General features: G+C 61.1%; 21 protein-coding genes. 9 read left to right on the top strand and 12 right to left on the bottom strand.

Annotation, left to right across the window (positions count from 1 at the left end; translation table 11 throughout):
• On the bottom strand, positions 1-742 hold a 742-nt coding region (locus tag ACTIEN_RS17780), incomplete at its 3' end, for a TRAP transporter substrate-binding protein (RefSeq protein WP_439524495.1).
• Between the two features lie 80 nt (positions 743-822).
• Positions 823-1,611, bottom strand: a complete 789-nt coding sequence (locus ACTIEN_RS17775; protein WP_439524494.1) for a crotonase/enoyl-CoA hydratase family protein — start codon at positions 1,609-1,611, stop codon at positions 823-825.
• A 100-nt stretch (positions 1,612-1,711) separates the two neighbouring features.
• Between ACTIEN_RS17775 and ACTIEN_RS17770 the strand changes: the two genes are divergently transcribed.
• Positions 1,712-2,596 carry an amidohydrolase family protein gene (locus tag ACTIEN_RS17770; protein ID WP_439524493.1) on the top strand — a complete coding sequence of 295 codons (885 nt, stop codon included), beginning with the start codon at positions 1,712-1,714 and terminating at the stop codon, positions 2,594-2,596.
• A 3-nt stretch (positions 2,597-2,599) separates the two neighbouring features.
• The gene (locus ACTIEN_RS17765; protein WP_439524492.1) at positions 2,600-4,129 is read left to right on the top strand and encodes an acyl-CoA dehydrogenase family protein; all 1,530 of its coding nucleotides are present in this window, start codon (positions 2,600-2,602) and stop codon (positions 4,127-4,129) included.
• On the opposite strand, the gene ACTIEN_RS17760 is transcribed toward ACTIEN_RS17765, so the two are convergent.
• The gene (locus tag ACTIEN_RS17760; RefSeq protein ID WP_439524491.1) at positions 4,110-4,970 is read right to left on the bottom strand and encodes a helix-turn-helix domain-containing protein; all 861 of its coding nucleotides are present in this window, start codon (positions 4,968-4,970) and stop codon (positions 4,110-4,112) included. The two genes, ACTIEN_RS17765 and ACTIEN_RS17760, sit on opposite strands and share 20 nt — an antisense overlap.
• A 93-nt stretch (positions 4,971-5,063) precedes the next feature.
• Here ACTIEN_RS17760 and pobA point away from each other — a divergent pair, with 93 nt between their 5' ends.
• On the top strand, positions 5,064-6,233 hold the full coding sequence (gene pobA, locus ACTIEN_RS17755) for a 4-hydroxybenzoate 3-monooxygenase (RefSeq protein ID WP_439524490.1): 1,170 nt from the start codon (positions 5,064-5,066) through the stop codon (positions 6,231-6,233).
• Here pobA and pcaQ read toward each other — a convergent pair.
• A complete protein-coding gene (gene pcaQ / locus ACTIEN_RS17750; protein WP_439524489.1) occupies positions 6,230-7,162 on the bottom strand; it encodes a pca operon transcription factor PcaQ in 933 nt (310 codons plus the stop codon). The two genes, pobA and pcaQ, sit on opposite strands and share 4 nt — an antisense overlap.
• 91 nt (positions 7,163-7,253) lie before the next feature.
• Here pcaQ and pcaD point away from each other — a divergent pair, with 91 nt between their 5' ends.
• Genes pcaD through ACTIEN_RS17720 form a run of 6 tightly spaced genes read left to right on the top strand, consistent with a single transcriptional unit; the run spans position 7,254 to position 12,110 of the window.
• Entirely contained in the window at positions 7,254-8,042 is a 789-nt protein-coding gene (gene pcaD / locus ACTIEN_RS17745; RefSeq protein WP_439524488.1) for a 3-oxoadipate enol-lactonase, read from the top strand.
• Entirely contained in the window at positions 8,035-8,418 is a 384-nt protein-coding gene (gene pcaC, locus ACTIEN_RS17740; RefSeq protein WP_439524487.1) for a 4-carboxymuconolactone decarboxylase, read from the top strand. Before pcaD ends, pcaC begins: the two co-directional genes overlap by 8 nt.
• Entirely contained in the window at positions 8,411-9,139 is a 729-nt protein-coding gene (gene pcaH, locus ACTIEN_RS17735) for a protocatechuate 3,4-dioxygenase subunit beta (RefSeq protein ID WP_439524486.1), read from the top strand. Before pcaC ends, pcaH begins: the two co-directional genes overlap by 8 nt.
• A gap of 3 nt (positions 9,140-9,142) precedes the next feature.
• Positions 9,143-9,742: a protocatechuate 3,4-dioxygenase subunit alpha gene (gene pcaG, locus ACTIEN_RS17730; protein ID WP_439524485.1), complete on the top strand. Its 600-nt coding sequence runs from the start codon at positions 9,143-9,145 to the stop codon at positions 9,740-9,742.
• On the top strand, positions 9,739-10,794 hold the full coding sequence (locus ACTIEN_RS17725) for a 3-carboxy-cis,cis-muconate cycloisomerase (protein WP_439524484.1): 1,056 nt from the start codon (positions 9,739-9,741) through the stop codon (positions 10,792-10,794). Before pcaG ends, ACTIEN_RS17725 begins: the two co-directional genes overlap by 4 nt.
• A 38-nt stretch (positions 10,795-10,832) precedes the next feature.
• Positions 10,833-12,110, top strand: a complete 1,278-nt coding sequence (locus tag ACTIEN_RS17720) for a flavin-dependent oxidoreductase (RefSeq protein WP_439524483.1) — start codon at positions 10,833-10,835, stop codon at positions 12,108-12,110.
• Between the two features lie 17 nt (positions 12,111-12,127).
• Here the strand turns inward: ACTIEN_RS17720 and ACTIEN_RS17715 are convergent, their stop codons facing one another.
• The 8 genes from ACTIEN_RS17715 to ACTIEN_RS17680 form a co-directional block, all read right to left on the bottom strand.
• Positions 12,128-13,009 (bottom strand): 2-oxo acid dehydrogenase subunit E2, encoded by an 882-nt coding sequence (locus ACTIEN_RS17715; RefSeq protein ID WP_439524482.1) that lies wholly within the window; start codon positions 13,007-13,009, stop codon positions 12,128-12,130.
• A 10-nt stretch (positions 13,010-13,019) separates the two neighbouring features.
• Entirely contained in the window at positions 13,020-14,444 is a 1,425-nt protein-coding gene (locus ACTIEN_RS17710; RefSeq protein WP_439524481.1) for an NAD-dependent succinate-semialdehyde dehydrogenase, read from the bottom strand.
• Positions 14,445-14,461: 17 nt separating this feature from the next.
• Positions 14,462-15,754, bottom strand: a complete 1,293-nt coding sequence (locus tag ACTIEN_RS17705) for a biotin/lipoyl-containing protein (RefSeq protein WP_439524480.1) — start codon at positions 15,752-15,754, stop codon at positions 14,462-14,464.
• Complete coding sequence (locus ACTIEN_RS17700; protein ID WP_439524479.1) at positions 15,744-16,739, bottom strand: alpha-ketoacid dehydrogenase subunit beta; 996 nt, start codon at positions 16,737-16,739, stop codon at positions 15,744-15,746. Before ACTIEN_RS17700 ends, ACTIEN_RS17705 begins: the two co-directional genes overlap by 11 nt.
• 12 nt (positions 16,740-16,751) lie before the next feature.
• On the bottom strand, positions 16,752-17,729 hold the full coding sequence (locus tag ACTIEN_RS17695; protein ID WP_439524478.1) for a thiamine pyrophosphate-dependent dehydrogenase E1 component subunit alpha: 978 nt from the start codon (positions 17,727-17,729) through the stop codon (positions 16,752-16,754).
• 89 nt (positions 17,730-17,818) lie between these two features.
• Positions 17,819-19,117, bottom strand: coding sequence for a M24 family metallopeptidase (locus ACTIEN_RS17690; protein WP_439524477.1), 1,299 nt, complete (start codon positions 19,115-19,117; stop codon positions 17,819-17,821).
• Positions 19,118-19,196: 79 nt separating this feature from the next.
• A complete protein-coding gene (locus ACTIEN_RS17685) occupies positions 19,197-20,006 on the bottom strand; it encodes an SDR family NAD(P)-dependent oxidoreductase (protein ID WP_439524476.1) in 810 nt (269 codons plus the stop codon).
• 10 nt (positions 20,007-20,016) lie between these two features.
• Positions 20,017-21,843, bottom strand: a complete 1,827-nt coding sequence (locus ACTIEN_RS17680) for an extracellular solute-binding protein (protein WP_439524475.1) — start codon at positions 21,841-21,843, stop codon at positions 20,017-20,019.
• Positions 21,844-22,044 lie beyond the last annotated feature (201 nt).

Raw genomic sequence — 22,044 nt, 5'->3', positions numbered from 1 at the left:
TGTTCATCACCAGCACGATGGCCGCCGTATAAAGCGATTCATTCCCGGCGAATTCGGTATGGTTATCCACCAGTTCCGACAGCCGGATCGCGGTTGTCACCTCCCAGGGGATGACGGTCGCCTTGACGACGCCTTTGGACAGCGCTTCGGGAATCGCCGGAAGCGGCATGCCGACGGGCTCGGCACCCAGTTCGGACAGAAGATCGTTGATGATCCGGGTTGGGCCACGCAAGGTCAGACCTTTCATGTCCTCAAGGCTCGACACGCCGTCGGTCGAATGGATCAGACCCGGGCCATGGACCCAGGCGCCCAGAACCTTGACGTCTTTGTACTCGTTGTTCTGGAAATCGGTTTCGACCATTTCCCAGTACGCCTTGGCTGTCGCGACCGGATTGGTCATCATGAACGGCAGTTCGAACACCTCGGTCCGCGGGAAGCGGCCTGGGTTGTATCCGACAACGGTCATGGACAGATCGACCACGCCATCGCGCGCCTGGTCCATCAGTTCGGGTGGGCGACCACCCAGCGACATCGCGTCGAAATGTTCGATCTTGATACGTCCGCCGGACGCCTCTTCCACCTGAGTGGCCCAGGGTTTCAGGATCATCGCCGGAACCGGAGCAGGCGGCGGCAGGAACTGGTGCAGGCGCAGTGTGACATCCTGCGCATAAGCTGCACTCGACACCGCAAAAGCCGTGGCGGCCCCCAGCAGTGCGCGTTTTACGAAACTTCTTCTTTTCATGGTAAATCCTCCCAGATTTGTTTGGTCTTCAGTGCGTCTTCAGAAAAAGTCTGACTGCCTTGCTTGTGATTATGCGACTTTTATTTCCTGAAGTTCGGTTCCCTCTTTTCAAGAAATGCCCGAAGCCCCTCCTTGGCCCCGTCAGAGGTTTGACACATCGCTGCGGCCAGGCTTTCGGTGAACATCCCGTCCGTGCGCGACATGTCCCCGATGCGCGAAATCGCGTTGATCATCAGGTAATTCGAGAAGGGCGCATTGTCCGCTATCTTGCGCGCCAGTTCATGGGCAAGCGGCAGGCCTTCGCCGTCCCCAACGGCGTAATGGGCCAGTCCCAGCGAAACGCCCTCTTGGGCACCGTAATTGCGCCCGGTCAACATCATCTCCCGCATGCGATCCGCCCCGATGATGCGCCCCACACGCACCGTTGCACCGCCGCCGACGAAGATCCCGCGCCGTCCTTCGGGCAGTTGAAAACGCGCGCTGGGTTCAGCGATGCGCACATGGGTCGAGGCCGCGATTTCAAGCCCGCCGCCGATCACAGCCCCGGTCAGAACGGAGATAACGGGCAGGCCGCCGAATTCGATCAGTTCGGACACGCGGTGCCAGTTGCGCGAATGGTACACACCTTCGACCGGTTCACGCTGTTCATGTTCGGCAAGGTCCAGCCCGGAGCAGAAATGCCCACCTTCGCCGCGCAGGATCACCGCGTTGATGCCTTTGGGCGGAGTCGAGAAAAACGCGTCGAGCGCATCTACAAGGGCGTCGTTCATCGCGTTGCGCTTTTCCGGGCGGTCGAAAATCAGCGTGGCGATGTCACCCTCAATCTCAACGCGTGTGACCGCGTTCGACTGTGCCGTGCCATCGTGCATGTGACCCTCCCAAGTCCGATTTAGTTTTGTTGTATATGTAAACGGTTTTGCTGTATAGCGTTTTCTAAATATGCTGATTTCAGGCTGTGGGAGGGCAGAAATGGTCGATTTTTCCAAGGTGCAAGCCATTGATTTTCATACACATGCCGAAGAGCCGTGTCAGGATTGCCGGGATGACGGCTATAACGAATTCCAGACCGGAATGGCCGCGTATTTCAAGAATCCCGCTGGTGCGGAAGGCATGTTGCCAACGGTGCAGGACACCGCGAACTACTACCGCGCGCGTAATATCGCGGCGGTGATCTTTCCGGTCGATGCCGAACGCGAAACCGGGTTTCGGCGCTATTCCAACGAAGAGGTTGCCCAGCTTTGTGCTGAAAACGATGACATCCTGATCCCGTTTGCGTCGGTCGATCCACACAAGGGTAAGGCCGGTGCGCGCGAGGTTCGGCGGCTGGTGCGGGACTATGGCGTGCGGGGGTTCAAGTTTCACCCGACCATGCAGGGGTTTTTCCCCAATGACCGCGAGGCCTGTTACACCGTGCTCGAAGCCTGCGCCGAAGAGGGTGTGATTACGCTGTTTCACACCGGGCAAACCGGCGTCGGGTCCGGGATGCGTGGCGGGATGGGGATGCGTCTGAAGTATTCCAACCCGATGTATCTGGATGATGTCGCGGTCGATTTTCCGGATATGCCGATCATCCTGGCGCATCCAAGCTTTCCCTGGACCGAAGAGGGGCTGGCGGTCGCGCAGCACAAGCCGAACGTCTATTTCGACATGTCGGGCTGGTCGCCGAAATACTTCCCCGAGATCTTCATCAAATACGCCAACTCGATCCTCAAGAAGAAGATGCTGTTCGGGTCCGATTGGCCGGCCATCACGCCGGATCGCTGGCTCAAGGATTTTGCCGATGCGCCCTTCAAGGACGAGGTGCGGCCCCTGATCCTCAAGGAAAACGCGATGCGGCTTCTGGGTGTGAGCTGATCCATGTCCGCATTTGTCGCGCCGGTTGACGATATCCTTTTCTCGTTGCGTCATGTCGCCGATGCCGGGTCGGTTGCCGGGTGGGACGATGTTCTTGCTGAAGACGTGCTAGGCCATTTTGCACAGTTCGCCGAAGCTGTGCTTGCCCCGCTGAATACAGTTGGGGATGCCCAGGGCGCGCGGTTTGAAAACGGGCGGGTGCGGATGCCGGATGGGTTCGGGGCCGCATACAGGCAACTGGCCGACGGGGGATGGCAAGGTCTGAGCGCGCCTGAACGCTTTGGTGGTATGGCGCAATCCGCCCTGATTGGCGCTGCTGTGTCCGAGGTGTTTTCCGGAGCAAACCACGCCATGCAGATGGTGTGCAACCTGGTCCCGGGGGCCATAGATACGCTGCTGCATTTTGGAACAGCCGAGCAGCAGCAAACGTGGATTCCGCGTCTTGCTGGCGGAGAGGTTCTGTCGACCATGTGTCTGACCGAGGCGGGGGCCGGTTCGGACTTGTCGCGTATTCGGTGTCGTGCGCGGCGGTCGGGGGCTCATTGGCGCATCGACGGGGAAAAGATTTTCATTTCCGGCGGTGATCAGGACATGTCGGAAGATGTGCTGCACCTTGTCCTTGCCCGAAGTGGTGCGATGGACGAGGGCGTAAAAGGGCTATCCCTGTTTCTGTGCCCCGCCGCCCCCGGAGTCAGTGTCACCCGGATCGAGGAAAAGCTTGGGTTACACGCGTCCCCGACCTGCCAGATGTCCTTCGACGGGGCCACGGCAGAGCTGGTCGGTGCCGAAGGTGACGGGCTGAAGGCAATGTTCACGGTCATGAACCACGCCCGGCTGGATGTGGCGTTGCAAGGCGTTGCCCATGCCGCGCGGGCTGCGCAGATCGCTGGTGCCTATGCGAATGAGCGGGTGCAGGGGCGGCGCAGCGATGGCAGCCCGGCGCTTCTGTCGGATCATGCCGATGTGCAGCGGATGCTGGACGAACAGGCGTCGCTGGCCATCGGGGCACGGGCCATGTGCCATGTTGCGTGTGTCGAGATGGAAAAGGCGGAACACCCGGAACTGGTCGCCTTTCTGACACCGCTCTGCAAGGTGTTCTGTTCCGAAGCGGGCATTCGCGCAGCGGATCTCGGGATTCAGATCCTGGGTGGGTATGGGTATCTCAACGAATATCATGTTGGTCAGGTCTGGCGGGACGCGCGGATCACCTCGATTTACGAAGGGGCCAATGGACTCCATGAACGCAGCCTGTCGACCCGCGGGTTGAAGGGGCAGGGTGCGGACCAGTTTGCAGACCTGATCGCCGATCTGGTTGGTGCAACCGATGATCTTTCGTCAGAGATGGCCGACTGGGTCGCATGGCGCAACCGGATGCGAACCGGTGATCGTGCAGAGATCGACGCACATGCCTTTGTGCAATTCACTGCCCACCTCTTGTTCAAGGCGTGCTGGTGCAAGTGCCGTGCGGTTGCGTCCCTTCATCCAGATCCCCAACGGATCAAGTGTCTTGCGGTCAGTGTGCTTGGTTCGTGAACAGCGATCGGTACTCCGTCGGCGTCTGACCCCGCGCAGCACGAAACCGCTTTGAAAAATACGACGGGTCGAAATAGCCGAGCCTGTATCCAACCTCGGAAACGGGCAATTGCGTGAAGGCCAACAAGCGGCAGGCTTCTTCCATGATGCGCTGTTCAATATAGGCCGCAGCCCCAAATCCGGTCGCGGCGCGGCACAGGCGGCTGAGATGGCCGGTGCTGATGTGCAAGGCGTTGGCGAAATCCGATGCGGACCATCCGTCTCTCAGGTGCCGGGAGATCAGATCATCCAAAGCAAACAACCGCGGGTGTTTCGGTTTCTGATCCGTTTCGACCTTGGCAAGATGCGTTTCGGCCAGTCGGGCAAGCACGGAATGTGCCATGCCCACCACTTGCTGTGCGCGAAACGGTGATTGGCCGACCGTTGAGTCGCGAAGCAATGTGGTCAGACGTTCAAGCCGTTGGCAGATCCTTCCGACAAACGGTTGTGAAAGCGCCGACAGGATCTGGGTGGTGTTGGGTGAAATCGATGTCACAACGCTCAGCGGAAATGAAAATATACCACCGTTCGAGTTGGGCTTGAACACGAATTCATGCACGCAATGTTCTGGAATATATATAAAAAATCCTTGGTTGGCGTGGTGATGCGCGCCATCGATCGTGGCGTCAATCCATCCGGATGCAATCAAGAAAAGCTGTGACATCTGGCTGTGGCGATGCGGTGCAATCCGCCAGTCATGGACGGGGGCACGCACCGAAAAGTCTTCGAAATGAAGGACGTCCGGGAACTGATCCTGTTCCCCATAAAGCCCGAATGCCGGAATGATGTCTTGTGTGCGCATGTTCGAAAGTTACCATAAACCGCGCAGTGCTGCCATTACCTTCAAACGGACATTCCAATACCTATGCTTGATTAATGTGGAAGGAAGGCTGCCATGAAAACGGAAGTCGCGATCATCGGCGGAGGGCCGTCCGGCCTTTTGCTGTCGCAGTTGCTCAACAAAGCGGGTGTGGCAACGGTTGTTCTGGAACGTGCGTCGCGGGATCACGTTCTGTCGCGTATCCGTGCCGGTGTGCTTGAGGCAGGAACCGTGCAGATGCTGCATGAAGCTGGCGTCGCGGACCGAATGGACAAGGAAGGCCTCCGCCATGAAGGCTGTTATCTGAGCGATGACGACCTGATGGTGCGGATCAATTTCAAGGAACTGACCGGGACAACGGTGATGGTCTATGGCCAGACCGAGGTCACATCGGACCTATACCATGCGCAAGACGCCATTGGTGCCACCATCATCCACTGTATCGAGGACGTGGTCATCCATGACGCCGACAGCGATGCGCCTTATGTCGAATACACGGTGGACGGTGCGCGCAGGCGGCTGGATTGTGCCTATGTCGCAGGGTGTGACGGTTTTCACGGAGTCAGCCGCAAGACAATTCCCACAGACAAGCGTCGCGAGTTCGAGCGGGTCTATCCCTTCGGTTGGCTGGGCGTGCTGTCGCGCACGCGCCCCGCGCATGAAGAGCTGATCTATGCCAATTCGTCGAACGGGTTTGCGTTGGCGTCGATGCGGAGCGAAACGCTCAGCCGCTATTATGTGCAGGTGCCGTTGACCGACACCGTCGAAGAGTGGAGCGATGAGCGCTTCTGGACCACGTTGAAATCGTGCCTGCCGTCCGAGGTTGCAGCGACCATGCAAACCGGACAGTCGATCGAGAAATCCATTGCACCGTTGCGGTCCTTTGTCAGCGAACCGCTGCGCTGGGGGCGCTTGTTCCTTGTGGGCGATGCCGCGCATATCGTGCCGCCGACCGGGGCCAAGGGGCTGAACCTGGCCGTGTCGGATGTGCACTACCTCTATCAGGCGCTGATCGACGCGGTGAAAAAGGGTGATACCGCAGGCATCGACACCTATTCCGAACGCGCGCTGCTGCGGATTTGGAAGGCGATGCGGTTTAGCTGGCAGATGACGACCATGCTGCACCAGTTCGACGGCGAAGACAGCTTTGCCGCGCAGATGCGCAAATCCACTTTGCAACATCTTTCCCAATCGGAAACCGCGCGGCGCGATCTGGCCGAGAACTACATCGGTTTGCCGTACTAGGCAGAGGTTTGGCCCGAGGGGCGCAGCTTTGTCCTTGCGTCCTCGAGTGCGCGGATCAGGCCGGTTTGTTCGTCCGTGAGCACGCCATCCGTCCGCATGGATATGCCGATTGGGCCGCCACGCAGGTCATTGCCAAGGGGTAGGGCAATCAACGTACCCGCGTCCAACTCGTCTTCGACCACCCCGCGCGAGATGAACCAGACCGCATCCGAGGACTGCACCACCCGCCGCCCAAAGGCGAGCGAGACCGACTCGAACGCAGCACTTTGGGCAGCGATGCCATGCCGTGACAGCAGCGCCCGCACCAGCGGCGCGATCACCGCACCGGGGGGCGGCAACAGCAGAGGATGACCGACCAGCGCATCGAGAGGCTGTGCCTCTGTTGTCAGGGGGTGATCGGGACGCACCACCGCAACGATGTCTTCGGAATAGAGGTGGTGAAACGACAGGTGCTGCATGACCTCTGCCGTGCCCATGCGCCCGACCACCAGATCAAGACTGCTTTCGCGCAACTGCGACATCAAGAGCCAGTTCGGCCCGGTGCTGACACGAAGCAGGCAGTTCGGGAACGCATCGCGAAACGCCAAGGCAGCGCGGGGCATGAGCGATGTGGCGGCGGTGGGCAGAACCCCGACCGACAGGCGCGTGATCTGCGAGGGCGTGTCCATGACCAGTGATTGCGCGCGCGACAGTTCGGCCATCGCGGCACCTGCGTGCTGCTGGAACACGCGGCCCACTGTAGTCAGCGACAGGCGGCGGCGCGTGCGATCAAACAGCGCCTTGCCCAGCACCTCTTCCAGCTCGCGGATGGTCTTCGACACGGCGGGCTGCGACACGTTCAGAGCGTCCGCCGCGGCTGACAAGGACCCAAGCCGCGCGGTTTCCAGAAAGCACCGAAGGTGGCGGAAGCGGATGCGTGCGTCGATCATGTATAACCCATGGGTTAAGCGAATGGTGCAAGATTATAATTTCCAGACCCGGAAAGAAATGCGAAAGAGAGGTCAGGGGAGATTTGCCATTATGAGAACCGTCACGTCGAACGGCGTTACCCTGCATGTGCAGCTTGAGGGGCCAGAGGATGGCCCGGTGGTGATGTTCGCCAATTCGCTGGGCACCGACCTGCGGGTCTGGGATTTGCTGCTGCCGCATCTGCCCGAGGGGCTGCGGATCGTGCGCTTTGACAAGCGCGGGCATGGGCTGTCCGATTGTCCCGACGCACCGTATGACATGGACGCTCTGGTGACAGATGCCGAAGCGATCATCGACGCATTTGGCTTGCGGGACATCACGTTTGTCGGCCTGTCCATCGGTGGTCTGATCGGGCAGGGGCTGGCTGCGCGCCGCCCCGAGGTGATGCGCGCGCTGGTTCTGATGGACACGGCTGCCAAGATCGGGTCGCCCGAGATGTGGCAGGATCGGATTGACGCGCTGCGCACAGGCGGCATCGGGTCGATGGCCGACGCCATTCTGGACCGCTGGTTCGCGCCCGAGATGCGCAATGATCCGGCAAGACTTGCCCCGTGGCGCCACATGCTGACCCGCACGCCGATCGAGGGGTATATCGGCTGCTGCGCGGCCATCGCAGAGGCCGATTTCACCCGATCCACGCGCGCGCTGACGCTGCCAGTGATGGCAATGGCCGGATCCGAGGACGGAGCAACCATACCCGAGATGGTGCGGGCCACCGCAGACCTTTGCAACGCGGCGTTTCATGTGATCCAAGATGCGGGCCATCTGCCGTGTATCGAAGCGCCGGAACAGGTGGGTGCTCTGATCACCGATTTCCTCAAGGAGACAGCCCATGTCTGACCGGTTCGACCAAGGCATGAAAACCCGGCGCGAGGTCTTGGGTGATGCCCATGTCGACCGTGCCGAAGCGGCCAAGACCGAGTTCGATCTGCCGTTCCAGACGCTTATCACTGAAGGCGCGTGGGGCAGTGTCTGGTCGTCGGACGCGATCAGCCGTCGGGAACGGTCGATGCTGACTCTGGCGCTTTTGGCCGCGACCGGCAATTTCGAGGAAATCCCAATGCATATTCGTGCCACTGCGCGTACCGGGGCCAGCAAACAGGACGTGATCGAAGCGTTCCAGCATGTCGCGATCTATGCCGGTGTGCCAAAGGCGAACCACGCCATCAAACTTGCCAAACAGACCTTTGCCGAAATGGAGGCCTCCGATGACTGACACCGCTGCCCTGATGCCGCGCCGCCGCGAGGTGCATCCGGACCCGTATTACCCGGATTACAAGACATCGCTCACGCGGTCGCCTTCTTTGCCTCTTCTGTCGATGGAATCGACCCCGAGCGAAGAAACCGGGCCGCGCTTCGGCCACAACATGCTGGGCGCGCTGGATAACAACCTGATCAGCAACTACACGCAAGGCAAGGCATTGGCGGTGGGTGAACGTATCCGCGTGCATGGCCGGGTTCTGGATGAGACCGGTCGCGCCGTGCCGCACACGCTGGTCGAGGTCTGGCAGGCCAATGCGGGTGGGCGCTATCGCCACATCAAGGACACATATTTCGCGCCGCTCGATCCCAATTTCGGCGGCTGCGGGCGCACGATCACGGATGAGAACGGCTATTACGAGTTCATGACGATCCGTCCGGGGGCGTACCCGTGGCCGAACCGTGCCAATGACTGGCGTCCGATGCATATTCACTTCTCGATCTTCGGCCATGCCTTTGGCCAGCGGCTCATCAGCCAGATGTATTTCCAGGGTGATCCGCTGATCGATCTGTGCCCCATCGCCGCCACTGTACGCGACCGCAGCCAGCTGGACCGGCTGGTGGCCCCGCTCGACATGCAGAATTCGCGCGGCATGGATTACCTTGCCTACAAGTTCGACATCGTGCTGCGCGGGCGCCGCCAGACGATGTTCGAGAACAAGCCGGAAGGGATGTAAGCCATGACGCAACACCTTGATATCATGGTGGAAACACCCAGCCAGACCGCCGGTCCCTATGTCCATATCGGCTGCATCCCGACATTTGCCGGGGTCGAGGGTGTCTATCCCGAGGATTTGGGCCTCAGCCCCATCGAAGACGGCGCCAAGGGTGAGGTCATTACCATCGTCGGGTCGATCTATGACGGCACCGGCTGGGCCATGCGCGACGCGATGCTGGAAAGCTGGCAGGCCGATGCGGCGGGTGTCTATCCGGGGCAGGATGGGGCCGATCCCAAGGTGTCGGGCTTCTGCCGCTTTGCCGCTGACAAGGACAGCGGCGAATACACCCTGCGCACGGTCAAACCCGGCGCGGTCAAGGGCCGGAACGGGCAAGTCTTCGCGCCGCATATCTCGGTCTGGATCGTCGCGCGCGGGATCAACATTGGTCTCAACACGCGGATCTATTTCGACGACGAGGACAACAGCGCTGATCCGCTTCTTGCCCGCATCGAACAGCGTCCGCGGGTCGATACGCTGATGGCCAAGAAAACCGGAGATGGCACCTATCGGTTCGACATCCGGCTTCAGGGCGAGGGCGAAACGGTGTTTCTCGACCTGTGACGAGCGCGTTCGATCATCCGTGGCTGTCGGGGCTTTTTGCTGACGAAGAGATCTCGGCGCTTTGGTCCGCCGACGCGCAGCTTGCGCATATGATCGCCTTCGAGGCGGCATGGTCGCGTCATGGACATCTGGCGAGGCTGTGGTCCGAGGCAGACGGTACGCGGGCGGCATCGGCTATAGAGGCTGTGTCGCTGGCCCCGGCAGAGCTGCGCGAGGGCACGGCGCAGGACGGGGTCTGTGTACCTGCCTTGGTGCGGTTGCTGAAAGACCTGACCGGGGAATCGGCGATCCATAAAGGGGCCACGTCGCAAGATGTGATCGACACGGCGACGGTGCTGTCGCTGGTCCAGAGCCTTGATGTGATCGACCAGCGGCTGGTCGATTTGGGTGACGCGCTGAGTGATCTGGAAGCACGCTTTGGAAACCGCCCGTTGATGGGGCGCACCCGGATGCAGGCGGCGGTTCCGATCACCGTGGTCGACCGGGTGCAGGCATGGCGTTTGCCGCTGGAAACCCACCGCGACCGGCTGGCGCAACTGCGGCCCCGTGTGGCTCTGGTGCAGATCGGCGGAGCGGCGGGGAACCGGACGGCACTCGGGGACGGGACGGATACGTTTTGCACCGCCGTTGCACAAGAGCTTGGGCTTGGCACCTCGCCGCGCGCTTGGCACGCGATGCGCGATGGCTTGGCCGAGGCGGCCTCGACCCTGTCGCTGATCACCGGGACTCTGGGCAAGATGGGGCAGGATATCTGCCTGATGGCGCAGCAAGGCATAGACGAGATTACGCTGGCCGGGGGCGGCGGATCGTCGGCCATGCCGCACAAGCAGAACCCGGTGCAGGCAGAATTGCTGGTCACGCTGGCCCGTTTCAACGCGGTGCAGCTTTCTGGCATGCATCACGCGCTGATCCACGAACAGGAACGGTCGGGTGCTGCCTGGGCGCTGGAGTGGATGCTGTTGCCACAGATGGTACAGGCCACCGGGCGCGCGCTGGATGGTGCGATTGACCTTGTGGGGCAGACCGTCGATATCGGCGGAAGCGAAACCTGACCGGCTCCTAGCAGGCCCAAACCAGCAGGACATATCTCATGAGCGAAAACAGGGTCATCATCGCCGGAGGCGGTATCGCGGGATTGTCACTGGGTCTGACCCTGCATCAGATCGGGGTGCCGTTCACGGTGTTCGAATCCGCGCGCGAAATGAAGCCTCTGGGCGTGGGCATCAACCTGCAACCCAACGCCGTGCGCGAATTGTTCGATCTGGGGATCACCGCCGACGCCTTGGACAAGGTGGGTCTTCCTGCCGAGGAATGGGCGCTGGTCGGCCTGAACGGGCGCGAGGTTTATGCCGAACCACGCGGGCTGGGTGCGGGCTATAACTGGCCGCAATACGCTGTGCATCGTGGGCAGCTTCATATGCTGCTATATGACACGTTGATCGAGCGGGCGGGGGGCGACTCGGTGCAGCTTGGGGCAAAGGTTACGGGCTATGCCAAAGACAGCGCGGGTGTGCTGGCCAATGTGCAGGTTGCGGGCGAAAGCAGGCCTGAGAAAGGCGCATTGCTGGTGGCAGCCGACGGCATCCATTCCGAGATCCGCGCGCAGATGTATCCTGATCAGCCGCCGATCCATTGGGGCGGCGCGGTCATGTGGCGCGGCACGGTGCGGGCCAAGCCGTTGCGCACCGCGTCGTCCTTTGTGGGGCTGGGCACGCATCGGCATCGCATGGTGATTTATCCGATCTCCAAACCGGACGAGACCGGCACCGCGCTTGTCAACTGGATCGCCGAGGTCACGATGGACGATGCAGGCGCATGGCAGCAGGATGGCTGGTTCAAACCGGTCGAGATCGACGATTTCATCCATCATTTCGAGGGCTTCCGCTATGACTGGCTGGATGTCCCTGCAATGCTGCGCGACGCTGATTGTGCCTATGTAAACCCGATGATCGACCGCGATCCGGTGCCAAGCTGGGTCGATGGCGCGGTGGCGCTAATGGGCGATGCCGCGCATGCGATGTACCCGACCGGATCGAACGGGGCCAGTCAGGCGATTGTCGATGCGCGGGTGATCGGGGCCAGGATGCTTGAACATGGTGTGACCGAGGCGGCGCTGGCGGCCTATGACGCGCAGCTGTGTGGCCCGGTGTCGGACCTTGTTCTGCGCAATCGCGGGGCGGGGCCGTTTGGGTTGTTGAACCTGCTCAATGACCGGTGCGGCGGTGTGTTCGACGAAATTGAAGACGTGATCCCGGCGGAAGAGCGGCGGGAATTCATGGCGAAATACAAGGCGGCCGCCGGTTTTGCGATTGAAACGCTCAACGCGGCGGCTCCGACAATTCCGGCCGATGCAAAATTACATGCCTGAACGACACGCAAGGGTGATCAGATCAGCATGTTGCGCGGATCCCCGATCAACCGCGCATAGTGCGACAGGAACCGCGCCGCATCGGCCCCGTTGATCACCCGGTGATCGTAGGACAGGTCGAGCGGCACCATCGGCACCGGTCGTGGCGTGTCGGCGTCCCAGACCGTGATGGTTTCGGTGCGCGTGATGCCGAGGATCGCCACTTCGGGCGGGTTGACGATGGGGGTGAACGCCGTACCGCCGATGCCGCCCAGATTGGTGATCGTCATGGACGCGCCACCCATTTCATCCGGTTTGATCTTGCGGGTCTGCGCCCGTGCGGCAAGGTCTGCAATCTCCGTCCCGATTTGCCACAACCCCTTGCGGTCCGCGTTGCGAATGACCGGGACCATAAGACCATGCGGTGTGTCGACGGCAACGCCGATATGGATATAGTTTTTCAGGTAAAGCGTGTCACCATCTGCCGAAAGCGACGCGTTAAAGCGGGGAAATGCCTTGAGACACCGCGCCAGCGCGGCCACATGAAACGCCAGCGCGGTCAGCTTGACGCCGCGCGACTGGGCTTCGGTCTTGAGGCTTTGGCGGAACGCTTCGATGGCGCTCACATCGGCACGGTCGTGATGCGTTACGGCTGGGATCAAGGCCTGTGCCGCTGCCAAATTGCGGGCGGCGACCTGGGCAAACCGGCTCATCGGTTCTTCGGTCACGGGGCCATATTGGCTGTGATCGACATTCCAATAAGAGGTGTCACCTGCCGTCGCCGGTGTGGGCGCTGCACCGCCATCAAGATCCTCGGGACCGATGGTCTTGCGCCCAAGCTTCTTGGCGAGTGCTTCAATCTCGACGCCTTTTTCCCGCGCAAGGCGTCTTGTGGCGGGGCTTGCTACGAAGTCTGCCATATCTGCTCCTTTACCAACGTGCCGAGATGTATTGCGTTTCCATGAATTCGAGCATGCCTTCATGCCCACCTTCGCGGCCAAGACCCGATTGTTTGGTGCCTCCGAAGGGCGCGGCCGGGTCGCTGACAAGGCCACGGTTCAGACCGACCATGCCGTAATCGAGCCTTTCGCAAACCTGAAGGGCGCGTTTGAAATCAGAGGAAAATACATAGGCGACAAGGCCGTATTCGGTGTTGTTCGCGCGTTGGATGACCTCTTCCTGATCGCTGAAGGTCTGGATCGCGGCGACCGGGCCGAAGATTTCGTCCTGCACGCAATCGGCGTCCTCGGACACGTTCGACAGGACCGTAGGCGGGTAGTAGAACCCCTTGCCCTCGGGCATTGTGCCGCCGCATTCGATCTTTGCGCCCTTGACGACAGCGTCGGCGACGAAAGCCGCCACCTTGTCGCGCGTGTCGGCATTGACCAGCGGGCCGACATCGACGCTTGGGTCGGTGCCATCGCCGACTTTCAGTGCGGACATCCGCTCGGTCAGGCGTTTCGTGAATTCCCCGGCAATGTCTTGATGCACATAGATGCGGTTGGCAGCTGTACACGCCTCGCCCAGATTGCGCATCTTGGCGAGCATGGTGCCTTCGATGGCAGTGTCCATATCGGCGTCTTCCAGCACCACCACCGGCGCGTTGCCACCCAGTTCCATCGCGGGCTTCAGAACCTGATCGGCGGCGGATTTCAACAGCTTGCGTCCCACTCCTGTGGACCCGGTAAAGCTGACCACACGCACGCGTGGATCATGCAGCATGTGATCCACAAGCGCGCCGGTCTTGCGCGACGGAAGCACGTTTACCAATCCGGCAGGCACACCGGCCTCTTCCAGCAGCGGCATCAGCGCGAGCATGGTCAGCGGCGTTTCCGACGCGGGTTTGATGATGACGCCACAGCCTGCGGCCAGCGCAGGCGCGATTTTCCGTGTACCCATCGCGGCGGGGTAGTTCCAGGGCGTCACCAGCACAGCCAGACCGGCCGGTTTGTGCTGGACCACTATGCGCGCGCCGGAGGCCGGGGCGTGGGTGATCATCCCGTCCGCGCGCACCGCTTCTTCTGCGAACCAGCGGAAAAACTCGGCGGCATAGGTGGCTTCGCCCTTGGCGTCGGTTCCGGCCTTGCCGTTCTCAAGCGTGATGAGATGGGCGAAATGATCGAGCCGCGCGGTCATCAACTCCCACGCCTTGCGCAGCACTTCGGAGCGTTGGCGCGGCGTGCGTGCAGCCCAATCGGCCATCGCTTTCTCGGCGGCGTCCAGCGCCTTGTCCGCATCCGCGATGTCGGCCGAGGCGACCGAGGCGATCACCTCTTCGGTGGCGGGGTTGATGACGTCAAAGCGATCGGCCGTCTTGTGCCAGCCGCCGTCGATGTAAAGATCGGTATAGTCCATGTCGGTCCCCCGGAAAGTCAGAGCAGGTGGCGGAGCGGTTGCTCCACCCGGTCTGCGAAATCGGTCAGAAGCTGGATCGCGGTCTGCGCGTCCAACTGGTCGGCAGCACAGTCGAGTGTGATCCTCAGCCCCTTGCGCCGCGTCGTGATCGTGAGAACCGGGGCAGTCTCCCCGCCCATATCCGCGCTGCGGATCGTGGTGCCGCGCAGGTCGCGCAGGATCAGGTCGGGTGGGTCTTCGGTTTCCGTCACATCGGACAGGCTGTTGGTGCCCCCGACGGCATAGCTTTTCGATGCGCCGAAGCGCTCGACCGCGACGCAAGTTGCGTCTGGCAACGCAGCTCCAGCCAACCCGGCAAGCAGAGCGTCAGGATCGGTCATCCCATGTGCCTCAGCGGACCATTTGGCAAAACCGGGCAGGGCATCGCCTGCGATCTTGGCCACCAGGTGACGCGAAGCTGTGGCGGCTGCTGCGGCTGGTCGTGCTGACTTTTGCGGCAACGCCTTGAGCACATCGAGATCGCTGACGTGGAAGGGTTGTGGATGTCCGGCCTCGACAAGGCGAGACAGGTCCAACCCCTGTTCAAGCGCAAGCCTGCGCAGTTTCGGCGATGCGAGGATGCGCCCGTCTGTTGACTGAACCGCAGGTTTTGACGGCGTTGCTTTGGGCTCGGTAAGTTTTTCTTCGACCGTTTCAGTTGCGGAAACGGGTGCTTCCTCAACTCCGCCAGACGCGACCGAGCGCGAGACCGGGGCGTCAGGTTTGTCGGCACTGATGATGGCTACCGCCTGACCCACGGGCACGTTTTCCCCAGCCTCGGCCAGGGTAGCGGCCAGGTAGCCGTCCGTTCCGGCTTCGACCTCCATCGTGCTCTTGTCGGTTTCGACCTCGAACAACACATCGTCCGCCTTGACCGCATCGCCGGGGGATTTCTGCCAGTTGACCAGCAGACCACTGTCCTGCGCCATACCCAGTTGCGGCATGGTTACGGATTTGCCTTCGGGCAGCGCGTCGGATGTGTCCTCCTGCGCGGCGGGGGCAGGTGCCTCGGGCGCCGGCCCCTCGTCATCGGCACTGTCCGAGATGCGCGCGATCACGGCACCAACGGCGACGTCTTCGCCCTCGGTCGCTGACACACCGGTCAAAAAGCCGCTGGCCTGCGCCTCGACCTCCATTGTGGCCTTGTCGGTCTCGACCTCGAACAGGGCGTCGCCCTTGGTCACCGCGTCGCCGGGGGCCTTGAGCCACGACACGATCTTGCCCGCATCCTGCGCCATGCCCAGTTGAGGCATTGTCACATCATGCGGCATGAATCATCTCCCCGGAACACAGCTTGCGCGCCATCTCGGCCACCCGGTCGGGTGTCGGAACGGTGATGTCTTCCAGCGCCGGGCTGAACGGGATCGGCACGTCCATCGCGCCCATGCGCACCACCGGTGTGTCGAGGTGATAGAACGCCTTTTCGTTCAGCCGTGACGCGATTTCCGACGTGATGCCATAGCTCTGGTGTCCTTCGTCGATCACGATGGCGCGGCTGGTTTTCTTGACGCTTTTGATCAGCGTGGCCTCGTCCAGCGGCACAATCGTGCGCGGGTCGATCACCTCGGCTTCGATGCCGTCTTTCGCCAACTGCTCGGCCGCTTTCTCGGCCACCTGCACCATCGAAGACGTGGCGATCAGGGTGATGTCGCTGCCCTCGCGCTTCACATTGGCCTCGCCGAAGGGGATCAGGTATTCCTCTTCCGGCACCGGGGCCTTGTCCTGATACATCAGCTTGTCTTCGAAAATCACGACAGGGTTGTTGTCGCGGATCGCGGTCTTCATCAGTCCTTTCGCCTCATAGGCCGAAGACGGCATCGCAACCTTGAGCCCTGGAATATGGGACACAAGCGCCTGCAAGGACTGTGAATGCTGCGCGGCAGACCGGCGGGTTGCGCCCATATTGGTGCGCAACACCAGCGGCACGTTCAACTTGCCACCGGACATGTAATGGATCTTGGCCGCCTGATTACAAAGCTGGTCCATGATCAGGAAGATGAAGTCACCGAACATCAGATCGACGATGGGCCGCGCGCCGGTCATGGCAGCGCCCACGGCGATGCCCATGAAGCCGGGTTCGGCGATGGGGGTGTCGATGACGCGCTCGGTGCCGAATTCCTCGACCAGACCGGACAGCACCTTGAAGGGTGTTCCAGCCTCGGCCACATCTTCGCCCAGCAGAAACACGGTCGGATCGCGGCGCATTTCTTCGGCGATGGCCTCGTTCACGGCCTGGGACAGGGTGATCTCTCTCATGTCGGTCTCTCCTCAGTCCGCGTACACATGCATGTCCACTTCGGACACATCGGGATATTTGGCAGCCTCGGCATAGGCGACAGCCTCGGAAGCATCCTTCTCGATCTCGGCATTCATCGCCTCGATCTCGTCTTCGGTCGCGATGCCCTCGCTCACGAGGTGGGCCCGGAAGCGGATGATCGGATCGCGGTTTTCCTTCCAATCCTTCTCTTCGTCCTTGGTGCGGTAATATTCGCGGTTGATGTCGCCGACGTGATGGCCGTGGTAACGGTAGGTTTCCAGTTCGATGAAGAACGGGCCTTCTCCTTTGCGGCAGCGCGCGACCAGCTTTTGCGTCAACTCGTTGACCGCCAGCACGTCCTGGCCATCGACCTTGAACGCCTCGATCCCGAACGCCTCGGCGCGGGCAGTGATCGAACCGGCGGCGATTTCCTCGGTCTTGGTGTATTCGGAATATCCGTTGTTCTCGCAGGCGTAGATCACCGGCAGGTTCCAGAGCGCGGCCATGTTCATGACCTCGTACAGCAACCCCTGCGCCGTGGCCCCATCGCCGAAGAAACAAACGGTTACGTCATCCTGACCCAGCAGCTTGGCCCGCAACGCAGACCCGGTGGCGATGCCCATGGACCCGCCGACGATGGCGTTGGCCCCAAGATTGCCGTGGCTCTGATCGGCAATGTGCATCGACCCACCTTTGCCGCGGCAATAGCCTTCTTCCTTGCCCAGCAATTCGCAGAACATCTCTTTGAAGTTCGCCCCCTTGGCGACGCAGTGACCATGACCCCGGTGGGTCGAGGTGATGCGGTCGTCATCGGTCAGCGCTTCGCAAATGCCCACCGCCACAGCCTCTTCACCGGAATACATATGGGTGAGGCCCGGCATCTTGGCCGACAGGTAAAGCTGGTTCGCGTTGTCCTCAAACGTGCGGATGCGCATCATCTGGCGATACATGCGCAGATAGTCTTCGGTGTTTGTCTTGGCCTTGGCCATTGGTTCCCTCCCAAAGGGGGCAAGGGCGCGCGGCCCCTGCTTCATCTTGCCCAATAAACTCCCGCCGGAGGCTCCCCCGGCGGGGATGCTCAATAGCGGTTGGCGATTGGCAACTCTTCGGCGGGGAAGAGGCTGATCACTTCACAACCGGTTTCCGTCACCACGACCTCTTCCTCGATCCGCGCGGCGGAATAGCCATCCGACGCCGGGCAGTAGGTTTCCAGCGCGAAGACCATACCGGTCTGGATCTCCATCGGGTGATCGAGGCTGACCGCGCGGCTGATGATCGGGCGTTCGTGCAGCGCGAGGCCCAGACCGTGGCCGAATTGCAGACCGAAGGCCTGATCCTCGTTGTCGAACCCAAGCGATTGCGCGGTTGGCCAGACTTCGGCCACCTTGTCGGTGGTCACACCCGGTTTGATCATCGCGATGGACGCGTCGATCCATTCGCGCGCCTTGACATAGGCATCGTTCTGCGACGGCGTCGCACGGCCCACGTTGAACGTGCGGTAGTAGCAGGTCCGGTAGCCTTGGTAGCTTTGCAGGATGTCAAAGAACGCCTGATCGCCGGGGCGGATCAGCCGGTCGGTAAAGTTGTGCGGATGCGGGTTGCAGCGTTCGCCGGAAATGGCGTTGATTGCCTCCACGTCGTCCGATCCCATCTCGTAAAGCAGCTTGTTGGACATCGCGACGATATCGTTCTCGCGCACGCCGGGCTTCAGTTCTTCATAGATCATGTGGTAGACGCCATCGACCATCGCGGCGGCCTGCGTGAGCAACTGGATCTCGTCCCAGTTCTTGATCTCGCGTGCTGCCAGCATGATCTGCTGACCGTCGACGACGTTGATGCCCTCGGCCTTCAGCGCGTGGAACATGGCGGTTTCGGCGTAATCCACACCCACCGGCATGTCGGCCATGCCTGCATCCTTGATCAGCTGGGCGATCATCTTGGCATATTTCTGCATGAGGCCGAATTCGGGCGGGATCGTGCCGCGCATGCCGACGACTCCCGCCAGGCAGTGATCCGGCTCCAGCCAGTCGGAATGGCGCTTGTGATGGACGGCGGCCGAGCCGAAGTCCCAGACATAAGGGGAATCGTCGCCTGTCAGCAGGCAGAAGCGGCACATCTTGTCCCGCTCCCATTCGCCGATCTTGGTGGCGGTGACATAACGGATGTTGTTCACATCGAACAGCAGCAGCGACCCGGCCTGAGAGTTCTGCAAGGATTGCCGAGTCCGGGCCAGGCGGTAGCGGCGCAGGCGGTCGTGGTCGATACGGCGTTCGAAATCGACCGAGGTGTGGCCCCAGGCGGGCAGGCGTTCCCGCCATTCCCAGTTGGGTTCAAGATCCTGCGGGGTGAGAAGATTGGGCATGAGTGCGCGAGACATAGGAAAAACTCCGTAGGGTGCGTGCTCGCACGCACCGATTGTTCAGAATTCGAAGGAGAGGTGCGTGCGAGCACGCACCCTACTGGATGCACCAGCCGCCATCGATGTGGATCATCTGGCCAGTCATGTAATCGCTGTCGTCGCTGGCAAGGAACGACGCGGTGCCGGTGATATCTTCGGGGTAGGACACGCGCTTGATCTGCAACGCATCGCGGACGATGTCTTCGTAAGCCTGACCTTCGCGGTCCTTGAAGCCGATATCGACCAGATCCTTGTCAAGCTGTTCCCAGAGAGGGGTCACGACAACACCCGGCGCATAGCCGTTGACGGTGATGTTGTGCTCGGCCAGACCGATGGCACCGCAATGTGTCAGCGCGAGACAGCCATATTTTGACGTGCAATAGACCGTCACGTCCACCAGCGGCTTGCGCGATGCGATGGAGCCGACATTGATGAGCTTGTAAGGATGCCCCTCCATCGGACCCTGCGCGATCATCTGGCGGGCGGTTTCCTGCATGCCCAGCCACATCGCCTTGGTGTTGACGTTCATGATCATGTCCCAGTTGTCTTCGTCGATATCCATGAAGAACCGGGGCTTGTTCAGACCTGCATTGAAGAGACCAACATTGATCGACCCGAACGCCTCGACCGTGGCAGCGACGGCAGCGGCGTTGTCTTCGCGCTTGGTCACGTCCATCCTGACCGCGATGGCGGTGCCGTTTCCGGCGGCGTTGATCGTGTCGGCGACGGTTTGCGCTTCGGCTTCGTCCAGATCGCCGATGCACACATTGGCACCCTGCGCGGCAAAACTTTCGGCGTTGGCGGCACCCATGCCGCGCGCGGCTCCGGTGATCAGGATGTTCTTACCTTTGAGGCGATTGGGGTCCATGGTTTCCTCCCTAAGTGACCTGGTGTCTCATGATGTCTTCGGCGCGCGCCTGAGCCCGGTCGAGCGCCTCGCGCGGGGAGACGATCCCACGCAGCATGTCGTGAAGTTCGTGGCCGCAGATGCGGATGATGTCCGAGATTTGTGGAATCGGTGGGCGTGGCCAGAATTGCAGTTCATCGCGCCAGGACATCTGGTCGACCAACTCGAAGATCGGCGACAGGCGGCGCACTTCAGGGTCGGCCCCAACTGAATAGCGCGGCGCTGTGCGGCTGCCGCTTTGGGCGTAAAGCTTTTGCGCGCCGGGGGACGTAAAGGCAATGAGCGCCTCTACAGCGTCATTTATGCGCTCTACCGCGAGGTTGGACGGAATACAGAACACATATCCGCCCACGGGCGCGATTGGCGCACCTTCCGGGCCGTGCGGATGGGGCAGGTAACCAGTATTCCCATGTGCCGAACAGCTTTCATCCAGTTCGAAATACGGAGCAAGCAACGTGTACCCATACGCCATTGCGACCTTTCCGGTGGCATAGGGTCGAACCCGCTCGTACCAGGACATCGACAGGATGTCGGGCGGCGAGAATTCCAGCAATTGCATCAGGTAATCCGCTGCCGCCAGTGCGCGATCAGAGTTCAGCAAGGGGCGAAACTCACGGTGTCCCAGATGATCCGCATCGTAACCACCGGCAATCTGCGGCAGATCGACAATGGGTTGTCCAAAGGCTGCACAGGTCATCATGAACGTGTGCCCCAGAGCCGTCCCGCGCGCGGCGTTCCAGGCAACTCCGTAGCGGCCGCGCAGCGGATCGTGGAAATACCGGGCTGCGTCGATGACCGCTTCAGTGCTGACCGGTGGCTCCAGTCCTTCGGCAGCGAACCAGTCTTTGCGGTAGAACATCAGTTCAGGTGTGGTCTGGCTTGGGACGCCATAAGGGCATTCGTCCCAATGCGCGGCGCGCCATCCTGCGGTGTGGAAATCCGCGGGGTCAAGCCGCGAGATGTCCATGACATCCGACAACGGGCGGATCACGCCTTTCTTCACGAATTCACCCAGCCACGGCAGATCGACGGCGATCAGGTCATAGCGGCTTTTGCTGCGTTCGCTGTTGCGCAGGGCTTCCTCGCGCAACCGGTCGATGGAAAAGGCGCGCTGATGAATATTGGTGCCGACCAGTTGTTCGAACTGGCGCTTGAGATTGTCCATCACCATAAAGGTAGGATCGCCATGCACCAGGATGCGCAGTCCACCCGACAGCTTGAGCGGCTGGGGCAGGGCACTGGGTGGGGCAATCGTCGTGCGGGTCGCCTGGTAGGAGCCGCCAAAGTAGTAATTTTCGTCCACATCCCTGTCGTGCGTGCCGCCGAACGACGTCCTTGCCAGGCGTTCGATGCGATCCGCCAACTGGCTGAACTGATCCAGAAGGGCGGGGCTGGGATGCAGCGAAAAGCTTTTTCCGCTTTTCGTGCGGGGACGCTGTTCGAGCAGACCCCTGTCCTTGAGTTCGGCAAGCTTGCGCGTCGCGGTCGCATAGGGAACTCCGGCAGACGCCACCATCGAGGACGGCGACACCAACCGCCCTTCGGAATGGCTTTGAAGAACGTGCAGGATCATGTTGAGATGCGGATTGGGGGTATTCGGATCAATCGACGTGTCCAGCTCGACTGTCAGGGATTTGAGAAACGTGACAACCCGTTCCAGCTCTGGACCCGTTGCGAAAACGCGCTGCGCGGTCGGGCGCTGTACGGCGCGTTGTCCAGATTGGATATCATTGGGAATGGCTGCGTTCATCATCTCGATTTCGGGGGTCGGGGTTGGACGTTCCTGCGAGTCGTTCATGACAGCGCCTCCTTAAAATGTTCAAACTGACGGTATCGGGCCATCGCCGATAAATCCAAAATGGATTAAAAAAAGTTCGAAATGGACAAAAACAGGGGGTCGCCGCCCCAGAAAATATCGCTGGATAGGAGCAGATTGCATCGGCACGGAGCCGGGCTGGGAGGACAGCTGCAATCACCAGAACAATACCCCTTGGGAGGA

Origin of the sequence: Marivita sp. (assembly GCF_051859345.1) — a bacterium.
Lineage (GTDB): Bacteria > Pseudomonadota > Alphaproteobacteria > Rhodobacterales > Rhodobacteraceae > Marivita.
The sequence above is the reverse complement of the archived record's forward strand: the minus strand, read 5'-3'. Positions and strand labels throughout refer to the sequence as shown.

Excerpts from the sequence above, each read along its gene's own strand:
- ACTIEN_RS17775 (WP_439524494.1), bottom strand. The coding sequence starts at position 1,611 with ATGCACGATGGCACGGCACAGTCGAACGCGGTCACACGCGTTGAGATT.
- ACTIEN_RS17770 (WP_439524493.1), top strand. The coding sequence starts at position 1,712 with ATGGTCGATTTTTCCAAGGTGCAAGCCATTGATTTTCATACACATGCC.
- ACTIEN_RS17765 (WP_439524492.1), top strand. The coding sequence starts at position 2,600 with ATGTCCGCATTTGTCGCGCCGGTTGACGATATCCTTTTCTCGTTGCGT.
- ACTIEN_RS17760 (WP_439524491.1), bottom strand. The coding sequence starts at position 4,970 with ATGCGCACACAAGACATCATTCCGGCATTCGGGCTTTATGGGGAACAG.
- pobA (WP_439524490.1), top strand. The coding sequence starts at position 5,064 with ATGAAAACGGAAGTCGCGATCATCGGCGGAGGGCCGTCCGGCCTTTTG.
- pcaQ (WP_439524489.1), bottom strand. The coding sequence starts at position 7,162 with ATGATCGACGCACGCATCCGCTTCCGCCACCTTCGGTGCTTTCTGGAA.
- pcaD (WP_439524488.1), top strand. The coding sequence starts at position 7,254 with ATGAGAACCGTCACGTCGAACGGCGTTACCCTGCATGTGCAGCTTGAG.
- pcaC (WP_439524487.1), top strand. The coding sequence starts at position 8,035 with ATGTCTGACCGGTTCGACCAAGGCATGAAAACCCGGCGCGAGGTCTTG.
- pcaH (WP_439524486.1), top strand. The coding sequence starts at position 8,411 with ATGACTGACACCGCTGCCCTGATGCCGCGCCGCCGCGAGGTGCATCCG.
- pcaG (WP_439524485.1), top strand. The coding sequence starts at position 9,143 with ATGACGCAACACCTTGATATCATGGTGGAAACACCCAGCCAGACCGCC.
- ACTIEN_RS17720 (WP_439524483.1), top strand. The coding sequence starts at position 10,833 with ATGAGCGAAAACAGGGTCATCATCGCCGGAGGCGGTATCGCGGGATTG.
- ACTIEN_RS17715 (WP_439524482.1), bottom strand. The coding sequence starts at position 13,009 with ATGGCAGACTTCGTAGCAAGCCCCGCCACAAGACGCCTTGCGCGGGAA.
- ACTIEN_RS17710 (WP_439524481.1), bottom strand. The coding sequence starts at position 14,444 with ATGGACTATACCGATCTTTACATCGACGGCGGCTGGCACAAGACGGCC.
- ACTIEN_RS17705 (WP_439524480.1), bottom strand. The coding sequence starts at position 15,754 with ATGCCGCATGATGTGACAATGCCTCAACTGGGCATGGCGCAGGATGCG.
- ACTIEN_RS17700 (WP_439524479.1), bottom strand. The coding sequence starts at position 16,739 with ATGAGAGAGATCACCCTGTCCCAGGCCGTGAACGAGGCCATCGCCGAA.
- ACTIEN_RS17695 (WP_439524478.1), bottom strand. The coding sequence starts at position 17,729 with ATGGCCAAGGCCAAGACAAACACCGAAGACTATCTGCGCATGTATCGC.
- ACTIEN_RS17690 (WP_439524477.1), bottom strand. The coding sequence starts at position 19,117 with ATGTCTCGCGCACTCATGCCCAATCTTCTCACCCCGCAGGATCTTGAA.
- ACTIEN_RS17685 (WP_439524476.1), bottom strand. The coding sequence starts at position 20,006 with ATGGACCCCAATCGCCTCAAAGGTAAGAACATCCTGATCACCGGAGCC.
- ACTIEN_RS17680 (WP_439524475.1), bottom strand. The coding sequence starts at position 21,843 with ATGAACGACTCGCAGGAACGTCCAACCCCGACCCCCGAAATCGAGATG.